This is a genomic window from Nostoc sp. DedQUE05 (genome assembly GCF_034530955.1).
GTDB lineage: Bacteria > Cyanobacteriota > Cyanobacteriia > Cyanobacteriales > Nostocaceae > Nostoc.
In genome coordinates, this window is record NZ_JAVRCB010000025.1 from 23,747 (window position 1) to 47,491 (window position 23,745).

13 protein-coding genes are annotated in these 23,745 nt (G+C 41.8%); 8 read left to right on the top strand and 5 right to left on the bottom strand.

The genetic code is table 11. The annotated features are described in order from the left end of the window. Nucleotides 1-30 precede the first annotated feature (30 nt). A complete protein-coding gene (locus tag RMZ42_RS19040) occupies nt 31-3,063 on the top strand; it encodes a S8 family serine peptidase (protein ID WP_322672861.1) in 3,033 nt (1,010 codons plus the stop codon). A gap of 218 nt (nt 3,064-3,281) precedes the next feature. On the opposite strand, the gene RMZ42_RS19045 is transcribed toward RMZ42_RS19040, so the two are convergent. Together RMZ42_RS19045 and thrC are read right to left on the bottom strand one after the other, a co-directional pair. After that, on the bottom strand, nt 3,282-3,557 hold the full coding sequence (locus tag RMZ42_RS19045; protein WP_322672862.1) for a ubiquitin-like small modifier protein 1: 276 nt from the start codon (nt 3,555-3,557) through the stop codon (nt 3,282-3,284). 89 nt (nt 3,558-3,646) lie between these two features. Then, nucleotides 3,647-4,957 carry a threonine synthase gene (gene thrC / locus RMZ42_RS19050; protein ID WP_322672863.1) on the bottom strand — a complete coding sequence of 437 codons (1,311 nt, stop codon included), beginning with the start codon at nt 4,955-4,957 and terminating at the stop codon, nt 3,647-3,649. Nucleotides 4,958-5,786: 829 nt separating this feature from the next. On the opposite strand from thrC, the gene RMZ42_RS19055 reads away from it, so the two are divergent. The 6 genes from RMZ42_RS19055 (at nt 5,787) to RMZ42_RS19080 (ending at nt 18,876) form a co-directional block, all read left to right on the top strand. Further along, the gene (locus RMZ42_RS19055) at nt 5,787-8,315 is read left to right on the top strand and encodes a hypothetical protein (protein WP_322672864.1); all 2,529 of its coding nucleotides are present in this window, start codon (nt 5,787-5,789) and stop codon (nt 8,313-8,315) included. A gap of 177 nt (nt 8,316-8,492) precedes the next feature. Next, nucleotides 8,493-9,059: a hypothetical protein gene (locus RMZ42_RS19060; protein WP_322672865.1), complete on the top strand. Its 567-nt coding sequence runs from the start codon at nt 8,493-8,495 to the stop codon at nt 9,057-9,059. A gap of 155 nt (nt 9,060-9,214) precedes the next feature. Continuing rightward, on the top strand, nt 9,215-10,765 hold the full coding sequence (locus RMZ42_RS19065) for a hypothetical protein (RefSeq protein ID WP_322672866.1): 1,551 nt from the start codon (nt 9,215-9,217) through the stop codon (nt 10,763-10,765). Continuing rightward, nucleotides 10,762-14,658, top strand: coding sequence for a TonB-dependent receptor (locus RMZ42_RS19070; RefSeq protein WP_322672867.1), 3,897 nt, complete (start codon nt 10,762-10,764; stop codon nt 14,656-14,658). The genes RMZ42_RS19065 and RMZ42_RS19070 overlap by 4 nt, the downstream gene beginning before the upstream one ends. A 198-nt stretch (nt 14,659-14,856) precedes the next feature. After that, nucleotides 14,857-17,724 carry a hypothetical protein gene (locus RMZ42_RS19075; protein ID WP_322672868.1) on the top strand — a complete coding sequence of 956 codons (2,868 nt, stop codon included), beginning with the start codon at nt 14,857-14,859 and terminating at the stop codon, nt 17,722-17,724. A 162-nt stretch (nt 17,725-17,886) separates the two neighbouring features. Beyond that, nucleotides 17,887-18,876 carry a DUF1350 family protein gene (locus RMZ42_RS19080; protein ID WP_322672869.1) on the top strand — a complete coding sequence of 330 codons (990 nt, stop codon included), beginning with the start codon at nt 17,887-17,889 and terminating at the stop codon, nt 18,874-18,876. 120 nt (nt 18,877-18,996) lie between these two features. On the opposite strand, the gene argC is transcribed toward RMZ42_RS19080, so the two are convergent. From argC to glpK, 3 genes are all read right to left on the bottom strand, one after another. Beyond that, nucleotides 18,997-19,971 carry an N-acetyl-gamma-glutamyl-phosphate reductase gene (argC, locus tag RMZ42_RS19085; protein ID WP_322672870.1) on the bottom strand — a complete coding sequence of 325 codons (975 nt, stop codon included), beginning with the start codon at nt 19,969-19,971 and terminating at the stop codon, nt 18,997-18,999. Nucleotides 19,972-20,043: 72 nt separating this feature from the next. Beyond that, nucleotides 20,044-20,646 carry a hypothetical protein gene (locus RMZ42_RS19090; protein ID WP_322672871.1) on the bottom strand — a complete coding sequence of 201 codons (603 nt, stop codon included), beginning with the start codon at nt 20,644-20,646 and terminating at the stop codon, nt 20,044-20,046. A gap of 103 nt (nt 20,647-20,749) precedes the next feature. Next, complete coding sequence (gene glpK / locus RMZ42_RS19095) at nt 20,750-22,264, bottom strand: glycerol kinase GlpK (protein WP_322672926.1); 1,515 nt, start codon at nt 22,262-22,264, stop codon at nt 20,750-20,752. Nucleotides 22,265-23,045: 781 nt separating this feature from the next. Here glpK and RMZ42_RS19100 point away from each other — a divergent pair. After that, entirely contained in the window at nt 23,046-23,735 is a 690-nt protein-coding gene (locus tag RMZ42_RS19100; RefSeq protein WP_322672872.1) for a type II CAAX endopeptidase family protein, read from the top strand. Nucleotides 23,736-23,745 lie beyond the last annotated feature (10 nt).

Consider the following 23,745-nt stretch of genomic DNA (forward strand, 5'->3'; position numbering starts at 1 on the left):
AAAAATTAAGTTGAAAAGGAAAATTAAAAAATGGGAACTCTGAGTATGTTTATTGAAGGTGTCAGCAATTTTAAAAGAGAATCAAAAAATCAGCTTCAGAAAATTCAATCGGATCTTGAAGCAAGTGGAAATAAAAGTTTAATTAAACAAGTTGAGTTGGAGCCAGTTAAAAAAATTGAATCAATTGGAGAATTAAGCAAAGGTATTAGCCCTCAACTCAGTGATTTTGAGCCTTTGGAAAAAAATATCAGCGATATTGAAGAAAATATTAGCGATATTGAAGAAACAGTTGAAAAAATAAAGGATCTTGTCAGTGATTTTGAGCCTTTCAAAAAAAATATCAGCGTTCTTGAAGAAATGGTTGAAAAAATAAAGGATCTTGGACAACTTCCTCCTGACGGCGAACAAAAAGATTTGATATATAGAATTGGGACATTAGTAGAATCGAATATCCAATCATTTGAAAAATTAAGTAATAAGATTGACTTCAGCAATAATGAAAAACTCATTGGTGAGTTGCATGATTTACGCAATAAGGGTGAAAGAATCTGGAGATTAACACTTCTCATAACCCCTACTGATGAGCAGGAATTTCAGGCTGCTATTATGTGGACAGCTGAACAGGGAGGAGAAGTAGAGTTAGATAAACTACAGAAATTAAAAGGAAATTTACCCTATAATTCTCCCCAAATTCAGCACTTACTTAAGTATGCTCGCCAAAGAATTGAAGAAAGACTTTGGGGGAAGGAGGGAAAATACCGAGTTTTATGCTCTAAAAATGAGCTAGAACGTTTTCAAAACGTCCGAATTGTTAAGAGCTATCCAGCATTCACAATTATTTCAGCTTCGATGGTGGCGATTAATAATATCAAGCCGTTCTTTCCTGTAGAGCGATTGAAGTTTTCTGAAGGATCTAACCCTAGCCCCGGATATTCCAATATGAGAGATCAAGTAGTGCGGTTTAAGAATCCAGTCCTCGAAAGCTGGAAGCAAAAAATAGAAGAGATAGGTGCAAAGATTTTGCAGCCTTTAAGCCGACTAGAAATTGTCGTGTCTGTTCCCAGTGAAGATATTATTAACCACATCAGGAGCTTTGAGGAAGTTTCTCAAGTCACACCCTATGTCCCGAAAATTCGTGTTCAACCCCAATATCTTCAAAATCTAGGTCAATCAGCTACAAAAGAGGCGATCGCAACAGCTAGATTAAAAGCAGCCCAAAACCGTCCTAGTTCTCAAAATCGAGGCACTCCTCTTCCAGGTATCTTAATTGCCAATTTTTTTATTCAAGAAGATCGCGATCTTGCTGCTCAAAATTTAGAGTCTCAAGGAATTCGCGTTGCCGATCAACCTGGAACAACTAAGCTGGTACTCGATCTTAGTTCAGATAATAATGCAATAGATTCCCTGAAAATCATTGCTAATCAAATAGGATTAAAATCCTTAGAAGAAAAAGTCATCCCAAAATTGTTCAACGAAGAAGCTTGTCATGTAATTGCCAAAGGTATTATACCCTCTAATCCTAGGCCAACGCTTGGTTTGACTGGAAAAGGAGAGATAATTGCTATTGCCGATACAGGATTAGATACAGGAGAATCTGAAACACTTCATCTTGATTTTCGTGAAAGAGTTAATTGGATTAATAGTTACCCAATACAATCATCTCTAAATTCCTATATTCTCAATCCTGGAGCTGACGACGGAGCATCTGATACATATTCAGGACATGGAACTCACGTAGCTGGGACTGCATTGGGAAACGGAGAGCAAGCAAAAAAGTTAGGGATTTCTTCTATTCCTGCTGGTATGGCTACAGATGCTCAATTGATTTTCCAAGCAATTGAGCAAACACCCAAGTGGAATCTTGAAGGTCAACTCTTATGGCTAAATTTCTATCATCAGAATCCCCCTAAGTCTGGGTTATTCGGTATTCCTGACGACCTCAAACAACTATTTGAGGATGCTTATGAGAAAGGTGCAAGAATTCATTCAAATTCATGGGGTGGGGGCGAACCAGGAAGCTATGATAACAGATGTAACGATCTGGATCTATTTGTTTGGGAACACAAAAATTTTTTGGTGCTGGTAGCTGCTGGAAATGATGGCAAACATCGTTCTTCAGGTACACCAGCAATAGAACAAGGAAGTGTTAGTTCTCCAGGAACAGCTAAAAATTGTTTGACTGTTGGAGCATCTGAAAATAATCGTAGTGGACAATTTTCTGATGCTTATGGCAATTGGTGGCCAGACGATTTTCCTCATCTTCCCTTCAAATCTGATGGCATGGTTGATTCAATAGACGATATTGCAGCTTTTAGTAGCCGTGGGCCATGTCAAAATGGTCGCCGACACCCTGATGTAATTGCTCCTGGTACATTTATCCTGTCGACTCGATCCTCTCAGATTGCCAGCAATCATTTTGCTTGGGGAGCTTATCCTTCTGCTAAAGAGCATTACATGTACATGGGAGGAACCTCAATGGCAACTCCTATGGTCGCTGGATGTGCAGCATTGGTGAGGCAATATCTGCGAGAGAGGCATCAGCCGTCTATTATTAATCCAAGCGCTGCTCTAATCAAAGCTGCACTAATTCATTCTGCAACTTATATTAACTACCGCTTTGCCCATCCATCGTCTCAACCTTTCGCTGATAATGAGCAAGGGTGGGGAAGGATCAAGCTGCAACAAGTTTTAAATCCAGCAGAACCGACGCAAGTACTTTTTATTGATGAAGCGAATGGTCTAAAAACAGGTGAGAAAGCTGAGTATAAGCTACAAATTTCTGATAGTCAGGTTCCCTTAAAAGTAACTCTTGTTTACACTGACTACCCAGGAGAAGATTTAATTAATAATTTAAACTTAATTCTCTACCGTCCTACCAGCAAATATCTCCTTGGTAATGATTTTGAAGGTGAGGGCATACCAGATACAGTTAATAACGTAGAAGGGATTATTGTTGAAACTCCTGAGATTGGTGAGTGGAGAATTGAGGTTATTGCTGAGGTTCAACAGGAGCAACAAGATTATGCTTTGGTGATCTCTGGTGGAGGATTGTTGAGAATCTAATGTGAATTTAAACGATCTCTGTACAGACTCCTCTTATTTTGAGTTCTAGAGTAGGTCAGTCAAAAGCTAAAAATTCCCAGGAATTTTTTTATAGTTGCTGTTAAAGTCATTTACAAAAGTTTTCGATATACTGAATTTTAAACCAATAAAAATAAGCCTGCCATTAGCGGCAAGCCTAAATGTATTCATTTGCTAAATCAAAGTAGATGTTTTCAGGATTAACCACCAGCAACAGCAGGAACAATACTGACTTCATCACCATCTTTCAAGGCTGTGTTAATACCATCTAAATGGCGAATATCTTCGCTATCAACGTAAAAATTTACAAACCGACGTAGTTTGCCTTCTTCATCGCACAACCGAGATTTAATACCAGGAAAGCTTTGTTCTAAGGAGTCCAACAATTCAGCAATGGTGCTACCGTTGGATTCTAAACTAGCTTGATTATTAGTCAAATTCTGAAGAGTTGTAGGAACTAAAACTGTTACAGCCATAGAAGTACAAAGTGAAGAGTTAAAAGTGAGGAGTATAATTTAAGAGTTAGGTAGTCATGAATAAAAAACTCATAACTCATAACTCCTAACTAAACGAGAACTTGTTGCCATTCCAAGCGATCGAGAGTACGCGATCGCTCTAACGCACGTTCAAAACTATCGAGTTTCGCATCAATAGTCAAGGGTTCACCAACGTAGCCTTGGACTGCTTCTTGGGTTTTCAAACCATTGCCTGTGATGTAAATCACGGTAGTTTCATCTGGATCGATTTTGCCAGCTTCTACCAGTTTTTTCAGCACGGCCACGGTTGTACCACCAGCCGTTTCTGTGAAGATGCCTTCGGTTTCTGCCAGCAACTTGATGCCATCAATAATTTCGGCATCATTGACTGATTCAATGTTACCACCAGTTTTCTGAGCTAGCTCCACAGCATAAATACCGTCTGCTGGATTGCCTATTGCTAGCGATTTCGCAATTGTATTCGGTTTAACTGGTTTAATAAAGTCGCGTCCTTCTTTGAAGGCTTGGGCGATGGGCGAACAACCTTCAGCTTGAGCACCACTGAAACGGACGCTCTTGTTTTCTACTAAACCAACTTCGACAAATTCTTGGAACCCTTTATAAATTTTTGTAAAGAGTGAACCAGATGCCAAAGGAGCAACTACATGATCGGGTAATTCCCATCCTAGTTGTTCCGCAACTTCAAAACCTAGCGTCTTAGAACCTTCAGAGTAATAAGGACGCAGATTAATATTGACAAAACCCCAGCCATGTGTGTTTGCAACTTCCGAACAGAGACGATTGACTTGATCGTAGTTGCCTTTGACGGCCATGAGGGTGGGACTGTAAATCAAGCTACCGAGAATTTTACCGGCTTCTAAATCTGCGGGGATGAACACACAGCAGTCTAAACCGGCATGAGCTGCGATCGCAGCTGTAGAATTTGCTAAATTACCAGTGCTAGCGCAAGAAACAGTAGTGAAACCTAACTCCCGCGCTCTGGATAGAGCGACTGACACCACCCGATCCTTAAAGCTCAGGGTGGGCATATTCACGGCATCATTTTTTATATAAAGCTTATTTAGACCCAGGCGACGGGCAAGACGGTGAGAACGAACTAGGGGAGTCATACCAGTTCCCACATCTATAACATTGTCAGTTGCGACAGGCAAAAAGGGGCGGTAGCGCCAAATTGAATTAGGCCCAGCTTGAATTGTTTCACGAGTGACAGTCAGACGTAGGGCGTTGTAGTCATATTTAACTTCTAAAGGGCCAAAACATAACTCACAAACATTACTGGCTTTGAGTTCATATTCTGCACCACATTCTTTACACTTCAAGGCTTGAAAGTAGGCAGTGCTGGTTTGGGTTTGGGTTTGGGTTTTGATTGCCTGAGTCATAAACTAGCTTTCCCTGTTTGTCTGTCACTTGTCGCCTGATATTAACACGAGCAAAAATACCAGTCAAACATACCCGACTAAAAATATCGGATATGTCTGGTATTGATAGGATTGATTCTTGTAAAACTTTAATACTAGTAATCTCCATTTATAGTATTTACACGTACATTGTTAATGTTATGAAAAAATAAAATGGCTTTCATTATCCAGCATTAACACTGAAAAATACTATGATAAAATTGCATTTTTTTGTGATAAAATTGCATTTGTTGAAATTGCTATCCTATTTAAGCGATCTAGAACGCTTAGTTAATTTTCAATTTTTTTTATCTAAATGACTCTCCAGGGCAGTATATATTTCTGATAACAAAGACTCAAAAACATTTTTATATATAAGTTTTAGTGTTTTTAGCATCTGAATCAAGCCACTAAAATTGCTATGTGTGTTGCCAAAATAAAGTTAATTTTTCAGCTTTGATGCACTCATTCATAGCTCAAGAAGTTACTTATTTATACGGAAGATTTTTTTTGCTTTAAAAGCTACATTGCTATTTACATCTCTAACTAAGCAAAATACAGTAATAAATTACACATATTTGCGATTGCCAGTCTTGATTCTCAAGGGTAAGCGTAAAACCACTAGACAAGTTATTTCTGGTTATTGTCTCAATATAATTTCCCAGGAGTGTCAATAATTTAACTCCTTAAATATGCATTCCCAAAACTTTAACGTTTTGGGCAGCCATAATCGGTAATTCTTTAAAGGGAATTGCCGAACTTTATCCTGTTTCAAAATCCGAGATACAAGTTCAGCAAACAAACTACTTATATGGTAAATCGAAATCAATCCGTAAATAAGCAGCGTAAACTTTACCAATTTCTAGTAGCAACAGCATTATTAACTGGTAGCCTTTTCCAATTTCTCGCACCCGTATTAGCTGACGGAACGACTGCGGGTACATCTATCAGTAACACTGCAACAGCAACCTACGAAGATCCTAACAGTCCAGGGACAACTATAAATGCCACTTCTAACACTGTCGTTGTCACTGTAGCAGAGGTTGCTGGAATCACCGTTACAGGGTCTGGAGTTACAGATAACAATGGCGGTAATGTTGCAGTTGGCGACTTACTAATCTACACCTACACCTTAACCAACGTAGGTAATGACCCCACCAAATTCCACATTCCCAACCAAGCGACAACAACTGGGCCGGGTACAGTTTCGGGCACATTACCAAATGGTGGTACAGTTAATAGCCTGCAATATAGCACTGATGGTGGTCAAACTTGGATAAACGTTCCTCAAGGTGGCGTAGACACACCTTCTATTCCGGTTAACGGTACTGTGTTAGTACGTGTGCCAGTAACTGTACAAGCTGGCGCTCAAACCAATGATGTCATTACCGTTACTCTTGGTAATACTCCAGGTGATGCCCAAAACCAACTGCGGAGTCCTGATGGTGGTGACGTATTCACCGTAGATAACCCCGATGGTAGTACTGGTGAGGTATCTGGCACACCAGTTAATGGTACACGGGAAGCTAGCGCCACCGAGCAAATTAAGGTTGGTTTAACGGTGAAGACCTATGCTTTAGCCACCATTCTGAAGATTCGCAGTGGTTATAACAATGCTGGCACAACTGCGATTACAGATGATAAATTGACCTACGATTTGAGTTTGCGAGTTGAGTCCAACGATCCCACAGGACAGGGAATTACACCCTCAGCTTTGACGGGTACAAGCATCAATGTTAATGGTGCTGCCGGTACTTATATCTTGGTTTCTGATGCAATTCCTGCGGGTACAGATTTAGCAGTAGCACCAACTGCACCTCCTGGTTGGCAAACTGTCTACACCACTAATCCAGTTACAACTAATGCTAATACAGCTAGTTGGACTACGACAGCACCAGCCTCTTTGGCCTCAGTCACTCGCGTTGGTTTTATCAATAATCCAGCGACTATTACTTCCATCGCTCCTGGTACAACGGTAAATGGCTTCTCGATTCAGCTAGCTGTTGAATCAACTGCATCTTCACCCTTAACCGTCGCTAATATCGCTCAATTGTTTGGTCAAACACCCAGTAGCAATTTCCCAGTATACGACGAATCTGGCGACCAAAACCCCAGCAACTACAACGGTTCCCCAGGCAGTATGACTCCTCCTCTGGGTACTGATAGCAATGGTGATGGTATTCCCGATACTCTACCACCCGGCAACGTTGATGATGGCTATATTAATACTCCAGCATCTCCAGAAACTGGAACTGACGCAGGTAATAACAACACTGGTACTGGTACAGGTGGTGAGGCGAACGTTTTCACGGTGCAAGCACCTGTTGCTTCAGCGTTACTCAACGGGCCGCAAAATGCCCCAGATGCTACTGGGCCATCAGGTGGAACCAACGATGATTTCACTAACAAATCTTCTCTCGTTCCTGCTGGTACAGCACCTGGTAGTACACTCGATCCTCAATCAGTTGGTTTCACCAATACAGTTAAGAACAGTGGTACTGACTCAGGTGTTTTGAAGCTAGAGCCAACGCCACCAGCAATTCCAGGAGATTTACCGAATAATACGAAGGTAACTATTACTTATAATAGTCAGTCTGCTGTCTATACATACAATAACGGAGCGTTTGCATTAACTGCTGGTACAGCAATTACAATCCCCAACGTTGCTCCTGGTGCAAGTGTCAACTATGGTGTAGAAGTTGATTTACCTCCAGGTACGCAGTTATCCACTGATATTAATAAAGGCTTTCCAGTACCCATCATTGCTTCGATTGACAACTATACGACGGATACTAATGGTGATGGAATTAAGGATACTGGGAACGATAATATCTTTGATTCAACCAACACTACTATCGATCGCGTGTACACTGGCTTCCTAAAACTGCTGAAACAGTCACGAGTTTTACAAGGAACTGGGCCTGTAGTTCAGGGGAATGATGGCACATTCAGTATCGATCCGAAGAAGCCTGCACCAGGAAACATTATTGAGTATCAAATTCAGTACACAAATATTTCCGATCCTCAATCTGGAACTGGGAATGTGATTTTGAATGCTAACAAAGTTGTAATTACTGAAGATGGTACGAAACTCCCAAATAACTGGGCATTAGACAACGATGCCAGCGGTCAAATTGATACTAGCAACATTGTTGGTTCAGCTAAGGATTCCGGGACTGCAACCATTCAATTTTTCAGTGGTAATCCAGCTACTAACTCTGGTATTGACCAGACTGGAACTACGGCAAACACTGATGTTGCTAAGTACATAGATACTGTCACTGGCACGATCGCACCGGGTATTCAAAGAACATTTACCTTCCAGCGCAAGGTGAACTAATTCGTTGAGATTGGGGACTTTGAAGTTTGCAGACTCTGGTACAGAAGAGTCTGCGAACCATTTGACCTTATCCCCAACCCCAAACAGCAAGCAAATAGGAGAGTGACTTTTTCTTAGCAAAAGCTGGGAAAGATAAGTCAACAATTCACATTCTGAAAGTTTTTTGAGGTTATTTATATGAAGCGTGTTTCTCTTGCAGGTTTAGGAGCATTCGCTCTCATTACTACTACAGTTCCATTTTTCGGACAAATTCCGGGAATCGCAAATGTATGGCATTCAGAAAGTGCTGTTGCTCAGAATATCAAAACTCAAGGGCAAATTCAATTGCGTTTAGAAGCAGAAAAGCAAGTGGTGGCACAAGATCAACAGGGTAAGCAAAGCCAGAAATGGGAACCTTTGAAAGGTCAAGTTGTGGTGCGACCAGGAGATGTATTGCGATATACCTTGAGTGGCGAAAATCAGAGCGATCGCCCAGTGAAAAATTTAATTTTTAATCAACCTATTCCCAAAGGAATGGTCTACGTGCTTAATTCTACCAATGTCGCCAAAAATGCCAAAGTTATTTACAGCATTGATGGTGGGCGTAGCTTTGTTGAAAATCCTACGGTTAAAGTTACTCTTCCTGGCGGCAAAGTGGAAACAAAACCAGCACCAGCTATTGCTTACACTCATATCCGTTTGCAGATTCCATCACTTGCAGCGAAGACAACAGTCAAGGCAACTTATCAAACCCAAGTGCGCTGATTAACACGCCGCCTTGCTGACTTGGAAAAGAACTGCAATCAAAAATATTTTCAGATTCTATCTGGAAAAGAGATTTTAAAAGAGTTTTAGCTTAACTGGATTTCCCCAAATAAATTAGTGCTTTTATTAACAACAAGCTTGACATTTCAGAGGAGATGTGTGAGGTGAGCCGTCCTCAAAACCAAAAGCAAATTACTTCTAGCGGTAGCTGGTGGCGACGGTTAACAGCTACTGTTCTTCTGGGAAGTTTTTTGCATACTACTATATCTATGCCAGCGATCGCGCAACAGACTAACAATCTGGTTGCGTCTGTGCCATTAATAAATCAAGCTACTTATACTTATACAGATTCTGCTAGCAACGATCAATATCAAGGAAGTTCTGAGCAAATTAATGTTAGTCCTATCCCCTTACTCGATCCATTAGGACGGATTTTAGGTTGCGCTGGGACAATTTTACCTGACTATACAGGTTTTTCAGTTGGGGTATACGAACCCAACTCTAGCGACCCAACGGGGACAGAATTGGGCAGTTTGGTTGCTTTGACCCGAACAGAGTTACCAGATATTCCTAATAACAACGTTCCTGGTGGGAAATCGCCGAATACTGAGAATAGTAATCCCTACTTCGTTACGAATAACCCTGCGGGTGTCTACAATTTCCTACTCGATCCGAATAAGGGTCAAACCGCTCCAGGTAGAACCTACATTTTTGTAGTTAATCCACCACCAAATTCTATCTATAAACAGCGACGGGTCAAGATTGAAATCCTTGCTAACACTGGAACACAAGGTAATGGTGTTGTGCGATATGTCGCCAGTTCTCTAGATGGTCAACCAATCAGTATTACGGGTGAAACCAGAGTAGAGCAAACAGTTGTTTTAGTTCCCAATGCAGAAACGGTGGGACTGGATTTATTAGCTTTTGAATTCACTACAAATTTGTGTCAAGCCAATCAGTTACAGATTATCAAAACAGGCGATCGCGCTACTGCTGAACCTGGAGATACGGTAATCTACCGCCTGTCAGTAAAAAATCTCGCTGATGCTGGTTTGAGTAATATATTTGTCACCGACAACTTACCTTTAGGATTCCAATTCTTGCCGAAATCTGTGCGGGGAGAGCTGGATGGTCAACCAGTCGCGATCGCTTCAGAACGCAACGGTAACACAGTGACATTCCGCACAGACGTAACAATTTCCCCAGAAAAAGTCTTGAATATTGCCTACGCTGCTCAATTAACAGCTGATGCACTGCGTGGTACTGGTCGCAACACTGCGATCGTTAATGCTCAACGAGCTGATAACCGTTTTAGTACTAAGGATGGCCCAGCAACCCACCAATTGAAAATTCGTCCAGGGATCGTTTCTGACTGTGGCACGATTATCGGTCGGGTGTTTATTGATAAAAACTTTGACGGGGAACAACAGCGTGGTGAACCTGGAGTACCCAATGCAGTGATTTTTCTGGAGGATGGAAACCGCATCACTACAGATCCTAATGGTTTGTTTTCCTTAGCTAATGCCTTACCTGGCTACCACACAGGTGTACTAGACCTTAGCAGTGTAGCGGGTTACACCCTAGCTCATAACGAAAAATTCCGCGAACGAAATAGCCAATCTCGCTTGGTGCATTTAGAGCCTGGTGGCTTAGTACGCATGAACTTCGCTGTCACCCCGACATTTCAGGAGCCAGTCAAGAAATGAAAACCAGACTGCACTGTATAACTACATTTAACCTGAGATTGATGGGGGCGATGCCAGTAGCTCTCTGCCTTGTTTTGTACCCGACAATTGTCAAAGCAGAAATCACTAGTGAAAACCTTCTTTTCCCTGATTCCCATTTGCAAGCCGATAAAGGTGTTGAAGATCGAGCGGATCGGAATAAAGTTGCTGAAAAAAGTATAGATTCAAATTCTCCCGATCTCTTGGGAAGTTCCGAGCAAGATTCTCCACCTCTTGAATTTGCCTCAACTCATAAAGCATCGGCTCCTGAAATTCCAGATATCCAGCCAAGTGAAACAGAAATAGACCCATTTCAACCAGAAACTTCTATCGATTTGTCCAGTGGCTCACGCAAAATAGTAGGAATCAAGAACGACGGAGGTAAAGATACTGAGACACTGTTTCATGTTTCTCCAACGGAAATACAACCATTTCAACCAGCAACTTATGTAGATTTGCCTAGAGGCTTACGCAAAATTGCTGGAGTAGAGGACGCGGGGACAAAGGGACAAGAAGTAAATGAAAATCTTCCTGTGTCCCCCACTGTCCCTATCTCTACAGCAATCAAAATCCTGACTCCGACGGCTGACAGTGTTGTAGATGTCCAAGCTAGCACGGTGGTTGTGCAGTTTCCTGCTGGTAGTCAAGTAGAATTGCGGGTAAATGGTGCGTTGGTAGACCCTTCTTTAGTAGGACGGACGGAAACTGATGCTACCACCAATTTAGTAACGCAGACATGGTATGGTGTCTCGTTAAAAGAAGGTACAAACACCATTTCTGCACAGGTTGTTGGGGGAACAGAACCCCCTATAACAGTGCAAGTTGCAGTGCGGGGAGCGCCACAGCAATTAACTTTAGAAACAGTTGAGTCTCGTATCCCGGCGGATGGGCGTTCTACGGCTACAATCCGGGGTCAACTCACCGATGCAAGTGGCAATCGCTCGAATCGTGATGCTGTTGTCACCCTCATACCCTCTGCTGGGGAGTTGATTGGGAAAGACTTTAAACCCGATGAACCCGGATTTCAAGTGGAGGCGAAAGCGGGGCAATTTACAGCGACGTTGCGATCGCAGCTAAAAGCCGAAACTGTCACAATTCGCGCGATCGCTAATGATTTAGAAGCCTTCACCCAACTACAATTTGAAACGGCACTGCGTCCGAGTTTAGTTACTGGAGTCATAGATTTACGTTTGGGTGCTAGAGGTACAAATTATTACGGCAGTTTCCGTGATTTCCTCCCTCCTGACAAAAACAATGGAACGCAATTAGATTTCCATTCAGCGATATTTGCCACTGGTGCGATCGGGGAATGGTTGTTTACAGGCGCATACAATAGTTCTCGTAGCCTCAATGAAGATTGCAACTGCGATAATCGCCTGTTTAGAACTTACCAATTCAGCGAGCAAAACTATCCTGTCTACGGCGATAGCTCGAAAGTTGATGTAGTCGCTCCTTCCATTGACAGTGTATTTTTGCGTTTTGAGCGTTCAGCTCGTACCCCCGGCTCCGATCCTGATTATGCGATGTGGGGTGACTATAACACAGAAGAATTTGCGCGGCGATCGCAGCAATTTACTTCTATCACTCGTCAACTCCACGGTTTTAAAGCTAATTACAACTTAGGAAATCTACAAATTACAGGTTTCTATGGCGACCACTTAGAAGGGTTTCAACGAGATACTATTGCTCCCGATGGTACTAGTGGCTATTACTTCCTCTCTCGCAGACTACTACAAGCCGGTAGTGAAAATGTCTTTATCGAGTTAGAAGAACTCAATCGTCCTGGGACTGTATTAGAACGCAAACAACTTAACCGAGGCCCAGACTACGAAATCGACTACGATCGCGGTACTTTATTATTCCGCGAACCGATTCTTCGTACCGATATCGATCGAACCGGACAAGTATTGGTGCGTCGGATTGTTGTTAGCTATCAATATGACAGCGAAGACTCTGACGGGAGCATCTATGCTGGTCGTTTGCAATATAATCTTTCCCGCAAACTTAACCAAGAAAGTTGGATAGGAGCAACTTACATTCAAGAAAATCACGGGGTGCGCGACTTTCAACTCTACGGCGCAGATGCGCTGATTGCTTTGGGTGACAACGGTAAGTTAATCGCAGAATATGCTCATTCCACTAATGATTCTGATGTTTTGGGAAAAGTTAGAGGTGATGCTTACCGTTTAGAAGCTGAAGGAAAGATTGCTAATGGGATTCAAGGTCGAGCCTATTATCGCTTTGCTGATACAGGTTTTGCCAATAATGCCACTATCAGTTTTGTCCCAGGACAAACCCGTTATGGAGCGCAGGTTACAGCTAAACTCACCTCAACTACCAACGTCAGAGCGCAATACGATCGCGAAGACAATTTTGGGATTGCTCCCCAACCCCTAGACACTTTTGAAGAACTATTTGCACCGCGTTATGAGGCGATACCTGGTAGTAAGGTTAATAATTCACTGACAACGATTTCTGCTGGGATTCAACAACGTCTGGGTAGCGCCACTATCGATCTGGATTGGATTCACCGTCGTCTGGAAGACCGTATCCCCGACAGTACCCTAAGTAGTAATTCCGATCAACTGCGATCGCGTTTTTCAGTTCCTCTAGCTAAAAACCTGACCTTCCAAGCCCAAAATGAACTCAGCTTATCTTCCCAAAAAAATGCTATTTACCCAGACCGTACCATTTTGGGGTTGAATTGGGCAGTAATTCCTGGTGTCAACGTCAGTCTGGCCCAACAGTATTACAGTAGCGGTCAATATTCGGGTAATTCCATCACTAGCTTGAGTGTCAACGGCGAACACAAACTCGGATCGGATACTACCTTGACTGGTCGTTACTCAATTTTGGGTGGTGCTAACGAAATGACTACTCAAGGAGCAATTGGGATAAATAACCGTTGGACTATTGCTTCGGGATTGCGACTGAACGTTGCTTACGAACACGTATTTGGCAACTTCTTCGGACGCACTTTGGCAGGTCAACAATATGCCCAACCCTACGCCTTTGGTCAAGCTGCATCTGCGATCGGATTTGATGGTGGCGATAGCTACAGTGTCGGGCTGGAATACAGTGATAATCCGCAGTTTCAAGCTAGCGTCCGTTATGAACATCGTTCTTCTTCTGGTGGTAGTAATACAGTAATTACCGCAGGTGCTGCGGGTAAAATTTCTCCGGCTCTCACAGCTTTAGTACGTTATCAACAAGCCGGTTCTTCCAATCAAAAGCTTTCAGGATTGGGAGATACCGCTAACCTCAAGCTGGGTTTAGCCTACCGCGACCCCAATAGCGATAAATTTAATGCTTTATTGCGTTATGAATATCGCCAAAATCCATCAACCATCCCTGACACTATCCTGTTAGGAAGTGGTACGGGTTCTCAAGACCATACCTTTGCTTTAGAAGCGATTTACGCTCCTAACTGGCAATGGGAATTCTACGGGAAGTATGCTTTGCGTAACAGTACCTCTTACATAGCTAACGATTTAGCCGGTACTAGCACAGTAAATCTGGCCCAAGTACGCGCTACCTATCGTTTGGGATATAGCTGGGATTTGGTGGGTGAGGCTCGTGTAATTAGTCAGTCTAGCTACAGTGAGACAGGCTTTGTTCTGGAAACAGGCTACTACCTCACGCCCAATCTGCGCGTTTCGGCTGGTTACGTTTTTGGGAAAGTTGATGACCAGGATTTTTCTGGCACACGTTCTGCGGGAGGCGCGTACTTAGGCTTTACGGTTAAGCTCAACGAATTGTTTGACGGCTTTGGACAACAAAAACCTGTAGCGCGCCAACCACAAGAATCAGCGATGAAAACTTTGGTCGGTAAACTCAAGGCTGCAATGAGGGGGATGCAAAAGCGTGAAATATAAAAGGGTTATTTGATGTAAAGACGTTGAATGAACCTCTGTTACGAATTTAACCCTTTCTTGTGGGAATACTATTGTCGTAACGATTTTTATCCGCTTTGAATCTAGTGCAAAAACGTTTCGATTTTCATTCTGGTATTTGTATATTTATAAACTCAATATCATTACTTACATATTATGTATTTTTATTGGAACTAAATAATGAAATCTTTATTTAAGAAATTAAGAGCGATCGCCACAGTAAATATTGATGACAATGATAAATTTTCTCTGACTGCGGACAACCCAGTAAAAAAAACTATGGAAAAGTCATTAACAAGCAGCCGCCAAAAACGATGGCTCAGTAGCTTGGGCTTTTTTTTATGTATTTTAGGGAATAGTATCCAACCTAGCTGGGCTGAAGGCAGCAAAGAGTTAGTTTCTGATGGCGGATACAGACCTTACCTGGAATGGTCAGATTTACTACTGGCAGGTATTGTTCGGAAAACCATACTCAAAGTTTATGTTCAACAAGGAGAAACAGTTAATCTTGGCTCTAGTGTGATTACTAGTTTTTCAGACCCACAAGATATTGTTTACCGCAGTCCCTTTAGTAGTCAAAATGGCTCTTGTGATGTTCTAACGAATGGCTTTGGTCTGATTAACACTGTTGTCAAAGAAACGGCCGGCCCTTTGCCTAATACCAATGGCTATACCCCTTGTACTTTCGTCGCTATAGAAACAGGTATTTACGAAGTTGAGTTTCATTCTCCAGATACAAGTGGTGCAAATAATCCGCCACCAAGAACGACAACGGCGGCATTTCCTACAGATATTAACCAACGTTCGGGGGTAGCTGCTTGGGATATCACAGTTCGAGATAGTAACGGTGTTGCCAAAAAAGGGCGAGTATTTACTAGCTATATTGCTATGAATATGGGGGCAAATGCCAGTGGTGGTACTCCCGTAGGACTCAACTCTAAGCTTTATATTCAAACCAAAGATGGGTATCGTTACGAAACTGACATGAATGGAGTCGATCCTTTTGGCTTCATCTTTTTTGCTAATAACCGGGGATATATTGACACAACAAATAACAGCACTCTTTATCATTCTGCTGGCGGTGCTAGTAATAATAGTTTGATCTTTCCCGGCAATGTGCAAGTTCAAAATCCAAATGTTTCTGATACTACAACAGACATTACCCACCTAGTTTTCTTCAATCGACCCGACACGGCAACTCTCAATTCTTTGAGTATTCCTATTGCCGCGACGATTCCCACAGTACCGACTTCGTTCAAATTCACTGGGGGTAATGGAGGTAGTGGGAACCAAACTTCTGTGGGTGTGGGAGGCAATTTTAGTTTCAATGCTGCCTCAACTGGTAGCTATCAAATAATTATTGACACCAACAATGATGGCATTTTTGACCCTAGTAGCGATAGAGTAATACAAAATGTGCTGTCTGTCGGATCAAATGTGGTGCTTTGGGATGGGAAGAATGCAAGTGGGGTAAATCTCCAACCTCTACCAGGAAATGCAGCATACAATGCCATAATCACAACGCGATCGGGTGAATATCACTTTCCCATGTTGGATGCTGAAAATAATCCACTGGGGTTTAAAATCACAATGGAAAACCCTCCTGCTGCTTTTCCTAACCTTGTAGATCAAAATGGACAGCAGATTGGATCGACTACCGTTTATTACAACGACAACAACTATACTACCGCTAACGGCACGGCGATTAACTTAAATGGTACGGGAGCTACTAATCCGCGTAATGCTGCTAGAGGGATCAATAGTGCGACGGGAGAGCATGAATTTAGTAGTAATTATGGTGACTTTAAGGGAATCGATACTTGGACATATTTCCCAAGTCAAGCAATCCTTACTCCCTTGGTCATTACTACTAACACTCAAGCAAATGTTATAGGAACTAAATCTGTTCGCTTCCTCGCAGACAATGATACTAGTGGAACAGTGACTGTAGGCGATCGCATCGAATATACCATCACTTACTCCAACCTAAATCCAGGTAATAGCAATGCAATTAACTTTGCCATTAACGACTTATTATCCTCACAATTAACCTTTGTGAGTGCAGTGATTACTGCTGCAACTTCAGGGAATAACATTACACTCAATCCCAGTTACAACGGTGCTAGTGTTGTTGCTGTGACAAATTCTGGAATTCTCCGTGTAAATGATACGATTACCATTAAAATTACTGCCACAATTAATAATGCCAATGGCGGTAATCCAATTAGTAACCAAGCAAATGCTACTTTTAACACACCTGATAATCCTACAGGAACTGTTGGTACAGTGTTCACAGATGCAGACTCTGCTGGTGCTACCAATAATCCACCTACTCTTGGTAATTCGTTCTTACAAATTACTGATAATGGTGTAAATATCGGTAATAATCCTGCCAGTACGGCAGATGATGACCCCACTTTATTTACAGTATTAAATACTGTTAGTTCTAATCCTAAATTGCTGTTAATTAAACGCATTACCCGCCTCAATAACCAAGATTTAACTAATATTGTGGATGGTCGCAGTGACGTTGCTACTAATGCCAGTAACTATGTACCAGAACCTTATGCTACTGATGATAGCGATCCTAAATGGCCTGCTGGCTACTTGCGAGGATTAATTAATGCTGGCACTGTCAAACCGGGAGATGAATTGGAATACACTATATATTTCCTTTCCAATGGTCTTAGTAATGCAACCAATGTAAAATTCTGTGACTTAGTTCCGACTAATGTTAATTTTATTCCTACTGCTTTTAATGGTATGACTCCTAGTGATGGTGGCTTACCAGGAGCAGATCGAGGAATTGCCCTAGCTATTGGTTCTACTACACCTACCCTTTATCTCACTAATGTAGGAGATAGCGATCGCGGACATTTTTATACAGTTAATGAAGCAGGTACACCATCATACTGTGGTACTAACACCAATGGGGCAGTAGTGGTCAATATTACAGTCCCAAGTTTTCCCAATCTACCCGCAGCTACTGGATCTGGCACACCAGCGAATTCTTATGGTTTTGTCCGCTTCCGCGCTAAGGTGAAATAGTTTTAACCACGGCTAACTAGTGGAATTAAGGCCATTAGGAGAGTTTTGGCTGTACGGTAACAAAGCGATCACAGTTTTGTAAAAATATCCTTTGAATAATCCGAAAAGCAATAACTTCAGTTTGGAGATTCAGCATATACCTACAAATAAGTCATGGTAAATATGAATCTAAAACTGAGATTTAAACCAGTTTCTCACAGTTGGGTTGCTCTACATCCAAAGCCTAAAGGGGTAATTCAATTTATTGCTGGGGCTTTCTTTGGTACATTTGGCCCTATGCTTTTTTATCGTTATCTGCTTCAATCTCTATTTGAGCAGGGATATACAATTATTCTTTTGCCATTTAATTTTACTTTTAACCATTATGTAGAAGCTGGTTTTCTCATGAGAGAACAGTATGAAATTCTGCCAGAGCTTGTGAAAATGGCAAGTGTTGCAGAATATGATTATGAAGCTTATCTAGATGATAAAAACTTTTCTTGGATTGGGCATAGCCTTGGCTGTAAATATATCTCGCTGTTAGAAGGATTTACTGCTCTACCTCCAGATGCTCAAGATAGAGAGCAGTTTATTCGGAAGCTACTATTTAAAACTTCCGATGAGTCACAGATAGAAAATGTGATTGCAGACATTAACATTCTCTTTGATGAACTAACGCGGAAAAGGGATGAAGTTAAAACATTAATTTACACTTATGTACATAAGAATATCAACATTAACAGTGTCTTCATTAAAGGACAGGTTTCTATCCTCTTAGCACCTGCTATTGCTGACACAGGGAGTGCAATTCGTCCTCAATTTTTAGCGGATATCATCGACAATCTTGGTTGGGGTGTGAAACCAACTGTTGAAGAAACTCATTATTTAATCAAGGATAGTGGGCTATTTAATATTATGGGTTTAGTCTGTTTTAAATCAGACAATATTGCTAAATCAACCTGTGAATGGTTTACTAATATTCTGCAAAAGCCACCGCAAAATTTTCGCAACACTGTAGCAGGTGGACATTTAAGACCTTTAGGTATTCAGCTAGCTAAATATGTCGTTAATCTTTTTGATAAACCGTTAATTGAATCAGTTCAAGAGCGGAACAAAGCATTTGAGCATAACGTAATTCAATTGCTTGAAGAACTGAAAGAAAAATCAAGATAATGGGCATTGGGCATGGGGCACAGAGGAAAAACTTACTGTAACTTCTCCTCTGCTCCCCTGCTCCCCTGCTCCCCTGCTCCCCTGCTCTCCTGCTCCCCACTCCCCACCCTTAACCCTTTTTCATGACAATCCCAACTCTTCTGGAAAACCGAGCATGATGTTTAGGTTTTGGACTGCGGCTCCTGATGCGCCTTTACCCAGATTGTCAAGACGAGCAACTAGCAAGACTTCTTTGGTGGTGTCATTGGCAAATACAAAAACCTGAACAATATTAGTCCCGTTCAGTGCGATTGCATCCAGAAATGTTCCGTCTCTGAGCAGTGTAGAATCTTGGAATGGAGCAACCTGTACGAATTTTTCACTTTGGTAGTAGTCAGCGATCGCTTCATAGATAACTTTACCTGATGGTGGATTATCCAAAGTTGCCAGTGGTAAAGGTATCTGTACTAGCATCCCCTGCTCAAAATCTCCCACAGCTGGTACGAACAGCGGCGGTGATGCTAGCCCTGAATACTCATGCATTTCTTTGACGTGCTTATGCCCAAACTGCAAACCGTAGATTCCATAAGGATAGAGTGATTCTGCTCCGGCTTGCTGCTCGTGGAAGCTATGATACTGTTTAATCAGATTCTTTCCGCCACCAGAGTAACCTGACACTGCATTAACGGTGATGGGAAAGTTACTGTTCAGGAGTCCTTTAGCAATTAACGGACGGATACAAGCTAAAAATCCTGTGGGATAACAGCCCGGATTGCTGACAAACTGCGCGCTGGCGATTTTCTCTCGCTGTCCTGGATTTAGTTCAGGGAAACCATATACCCAGTCTTTAGCTGTGCGATGGGCACTACTAGCATCAAGGATCTTAACCCTATTATTACTGACTAAGCTAACAGCTTCACGAGCCGCATCATCAGGCAGGCAGAGAATGATAACATCAACAGCATTGATTAGTTTGGTTCGCTCATTTGCATCTTTACGTTTAGATGCTTCAATGCTAACTAACTCGATATCATCCCGTTGGTTCAGGCGTGAGTATATTTGTAAGCCTGTGGTTCCTGATTCCCCATCAATGAAAATCTTCGGTTTAGTAGTCATGCGCTTTTTATTATGTGAGAGTGATATTTTGACAAAGTAAGAGTTATTTTAACGAGCGATTTTTGAATGAAATTAACCTGCTTTCACCATCCACACCAAAAAGCTCAGAATTAGTTCGATAGGAGGAAGAGAATAATCCATTAAATCAATTGTGACTGTTTGACCCTCTAGTTTCAGAAATCGCCATTGGGTTCCACTGCTTACAGTACCGTAAACTGCTGTTAAGGGTTGTTCTCTTGCTTGATTGAATCGCTGTGCAGCTACCATTTCTGCAATGCATTGTCCCAATCCAGATTTTAAATCTGATTTTTTCGCTTCAACTATGACAATTGCAGGTGCTTCCACCGTTAATTGTTCAGGTGAACGGCAAAGTAGGAAGTCACATACATCGTTGAGTCCAATACTCGGATCAACGTTAAACTCTTCCCCTGAAAATACGCTAATTGTGGAATTGAAGATGCGTCGCACTTTCAGTAAGATAGGATTAATTATCGCCTCTGAACGAGCTTTTTCTGTATCTACTGCGATCGCCCACGGTAGATCCTCTAAAATACCTTGCAGTCTGAAGCTTGGAGTAATGGGTTCAATCGAGTCTGGGAAAAAGCGGACTCCTTCGACAGTACTCAGATGAAAATCTTGTTTCACTCGGTCAATGTTAAATTGACTGTAGGGCATGATAAATCAATACTCCATCCATTTGCTTGATTGTAATAGTATTTGTTCCTTCGCCTTCCCCGTTTCAGGATATGGATTTCGCTTTAACTCGTTTTTGGATTGGCTATTCCTCCCAAGCTAGAGTACGTTTCACTGCTTTTTGCCAAGTACCAAATTTGGATAAGGGGAAATCACTCTTCGGCTCAAACACACGCTCAATTTGCCGTTGTTCCACTAGTGTTTCATAGCTCTGCCAAAATCCTACAGCTAAACCTGCCGCAAATGCTGCACCCTGAACGGTCGTATCGCGCATTATTGGGCGTTCAACTGGAATACCTAACACATCAGCTTGGAACTGCATCAAAAAATTATTCTCGCAAGCACCACCATCTACGGTTAATCGCCCAACTGGAGTACTACTAGATGCGTTAATCGCTTGCACCACTTCCAGAACTTGATAAGCGATCGCTTCCAACACGGCGCGAACTAGATGCTCTGGTTGTACACTGGCGGTAATGCCGAAAAAAGCTCCCCTGGCGCTCATATCCCAATAAGGTGCGCCCAGTCCACTAAATGCTGGCACAAAATAGACTCCGCCATTATTTTTTACCTGATTGGCCATCGCTTCAGTTTCAGCAGCAGTTTTTATCAACTTCAGGCGATCGCGCAACCATTGAATACAAGCACCACTAGTAAACATACTACCTTCTAGAGCATAGCCGACATCTAAAGTATCGCTGGTATTTGCTTGTGTCCATGCCACTGTCGAAATGAGTTGATGATGCGTTCGCACAATTTGAGCGTCTGTGTGAGCTACTAAAAAGCTACCAGTACCATAAGTGCATTTTACCAAACCGGGGCGATCGCAGCCATGACCAAATAGAGCCGCTTGCTGATCTCCCAAAATGGCCGCGATCGGAATTTCCGCACCCAACAAAGTCGCATCGGTAACTCCAAATACTCCTAAGCTCGGCTGAATCTGGGGCAAAATATGCGCTGGAATTTGAAACAGATCCAGTAAAATCTCATCCCACTCACAGGTTTTGAGATTCATCAACATTGTCCGGCTGGCGTTGCTGTGGTCAGTGGCGTGGACTTTTCCACCTGTGAGATTCCACAACACCCAGCTATCAATAGTACCTGCTAAGACATTGTTTATATCGATACCAGTAACATTATCTAATAGCCATCTGAGCTTAGTAGCTGAAAAGTAAGCATCAATGATTAATCCGGTGCGATCGTAAATTTCATCAGCGTAGCCTTGCTCTTGTAACTGGTGGCAAAGGGGAGCAGTGCGGCGATCTTGCCAGACGATCGCTTTATGGAGTGGTTTACCAGTAGTTTTGTCCCAAATTAAACAGGTTTCGCGCTGTACAGTTAGTCCCAAGGCTGCGATCGCTGATGGTACAATCTGGGCATTTGCAATTGCGGTTTGCATTACCCAACAGGTATCTTCCCAGATTTGTTGAGGGTCATGTTCTAACCATCCTGGCTGAGGATAATACTGAGTTAATTCTTTATATGCCTGCCCAACAAGCTTGCCGTCTGCGTCAAATACAAAGGCGCGGTTGCCTGTCGTACCTAAATCTAGTGCTAAGATATAGCCCGATGATAGAGTTTTTTTGCCAAGTGTGTGCATAACCGCTTTTAATGTTGCGTAGGCGTAGCCCAACCTAGACATCGCGATTTTAGCAATACGCCTTCAATCACATATACATTATTTTGGGTACATTTTGAATTTCCTGTTTGGATAGCGTTACGTCTCTGTAAGTTTAAAAAGCTACAGGTTTATGCAAATTTGTACTTAGCACAATGGGTATTGATGTCCGTCTCAAATCCCAGACCTTCACAACATTACAAGACGCTGTGCATTTGAATTATGTCTAAGTAAGTATATTGGCACAGTAAATAATTATCAAAATGCTGCTTTCAAAGGAATATTACACACAAATTCATAGAAGTTTTAGAATTAAATTTATGTGGCAATATACAAAGTGTCACCTTATTCAAGTCTGATTATGATACTCATGTTTTATATTTTGCATATAAAAATTAATCATAGTAACTCAATCCGGTTCACCAAGATGTGAAAAATCATCATAAAAATACAAATCGCCATCTTCACAAAAGACTAATTATTAGACCTCTTACAAAAATCCTTTAATCACCTCTCCTCTTATGAAGGAGAGGGGGCAAGATTTTAAGTTTCCCCCTAATATATGGGGGGATTAAGGGAGGTCTATTCGACTTATGCAAGAGGTCTATTGTAGCGACGGCGATTAATCGCGTCTCTTGCCTTAACCAATAGTATTGATAGTAAACCTGGTGAATATAGATTTTATTACAATTAATTATCCTAACTCGATCTAAAAACTATGGATTTAAAAGTTAAAACCATCAAAATATAACAAAGTCTCCCCATGTTAAAAGCTAACCAAAATCAAAATGCACTACTAGCTCTGTTGTTACTTGTGCCAGTTCCAAGCATTGGTATTGCAACTCAGCTATATATACTCCCTGGCTTCCAAGGACATTTAGTAGCTTTATTAGCTAAAATCTGGTTATTGCTAGTACCCATTATTTGGTTGTTATTTGTTGATAAAGAGAATTTAAAATTTGAATATCCTAAAAGACGCGATTTATTCGCTGGAGTTGGATTAGGGCTATTAATGCTAGGCATCATTTTGATTGTTTATTGGCTGCTGGGCGCAAAATGGATAGATATTGAATATGTTCGCGATCGCGCAACACAAGTTGGATTGAACAGTTTTGCAATTTACTTAGTAGGTGCAGTGTATTGGATATTTGTTAACTCTTTACTTGAGGAATTTGTCTGGCGTTGGTTTGTTTATCGTAAATGTGAAATTTTGGTATCAAGTCCTTTAGCTGTAGTACTGTCTGCACTATTTTTTACGATTCATCATGTTGTTGGTTTAGCAGCTTACTTTGACTGGCGTGCGACAACATTATGCTCATTGGGAGTATTTATAGCAGGGGCGGTTTGGTCATGGTGCTACTTAAATTATTGCTCGATTTGGCCTGGATACATCAGCCATATTTTTGCAGATATAGCAATTTTCCTGATTGGCTGGCAACTGATCTTTGCTTAAGAAAAATGTA

Excerpts from the sequence above, each read along its gene's own strand:
- RMZ42_RS19070 (WP_322672867.1), top strand. The coding sequence starts at position 10,762 with ATGAAAACCAGACTGCACTGTATAACTACATTTAACCTGAGATTGATG.
- RMZ42_RS19065 (WP_322672866.1), top strand. The coding sequence starts at position 9,215 with ATGTGTGAGGTGAGCCGTCCTCAAAACCAAAAGCAAATTACTTCTAGC.
- RMZ42_RS19055 (WP_322672864.1), top strand. The coding sequence starts at position 5,787 with ATGGTAAATCGAAATCAATCCGTAAATAAGCAGCGTAAACTTTACCAA.
- RMZ42_RS19045 (WP_322672862.1), bottom strand. The coding sequence starts at position 3,557 with ATGGCTGTAACAGTTTTAGTTCCTACAACTCTTCAGAATTTGACTAAT.
- argC (WP_322672870.1), bottom strand. The coding sequence starts at position 19,971 with ATGACTACTAAACCGAAGATTTTCATTGATGGGGAATCAGGAACCACA.
- RMZ42_RS19060 (WP_322672865.1), top strand. The coding sequence starts at position 8,493 with ATGAAGCGTGTTTCTCTTGCAGGTTTAGGAGCATTCGCTCTCATTACT.
- RMZ42_RS19075 (WP_322672868.1), top strand. The coding sequence starts at position 14,857 with ATGAAATCTTTATTTAAGAAATTAAGAGCGATCGCCACAGTAAATATT.
- thrC (WP_322672863.1), bottom strand. The coding sequence starts at position 4,957 with ATGACTCAGGCAATCAAAACCCAAACCCAAACCCAAACCAGCACTGCC.
- RMZ42_RS19040 (WP_322672861.1), top strand. The coding sequence starts at position 31 with ATGGGAACTCTGAGTATGTTTATTGAAGGTGTCAGCAATTTTAAAAGA.
- RMZ42_RS19090 (WP_322672871.1), bottom strand. The coding sequence starts at position 20,646 with ATGCCCTACAGTCAATTTAACATTGACCGAGTGAAACAAGATTTTCAT.
- glpK (WP_322672926.1), bottom strand. The coding sequence starts at position 22,264 with ATGCACACACTTGGCAAAAAAACTCTATCATCGGGCTATATCTTAGCA.
- RMZ42_RS19080 (WP_322672869.1), top strand. The coding sequence starts at position 17,887 with ATGAATCTAAAACTGAGATTTAAACCAGTTTCTCACAGTTGGGTTGCT.
- RMZ42_RS19100 (WP_322672872.1), top strand. The coding sequence starts at position 23,046 with ATGTTAAAAGCTAACCAAAATCAAAATGCACTACTAGCTCTGTTGTTA.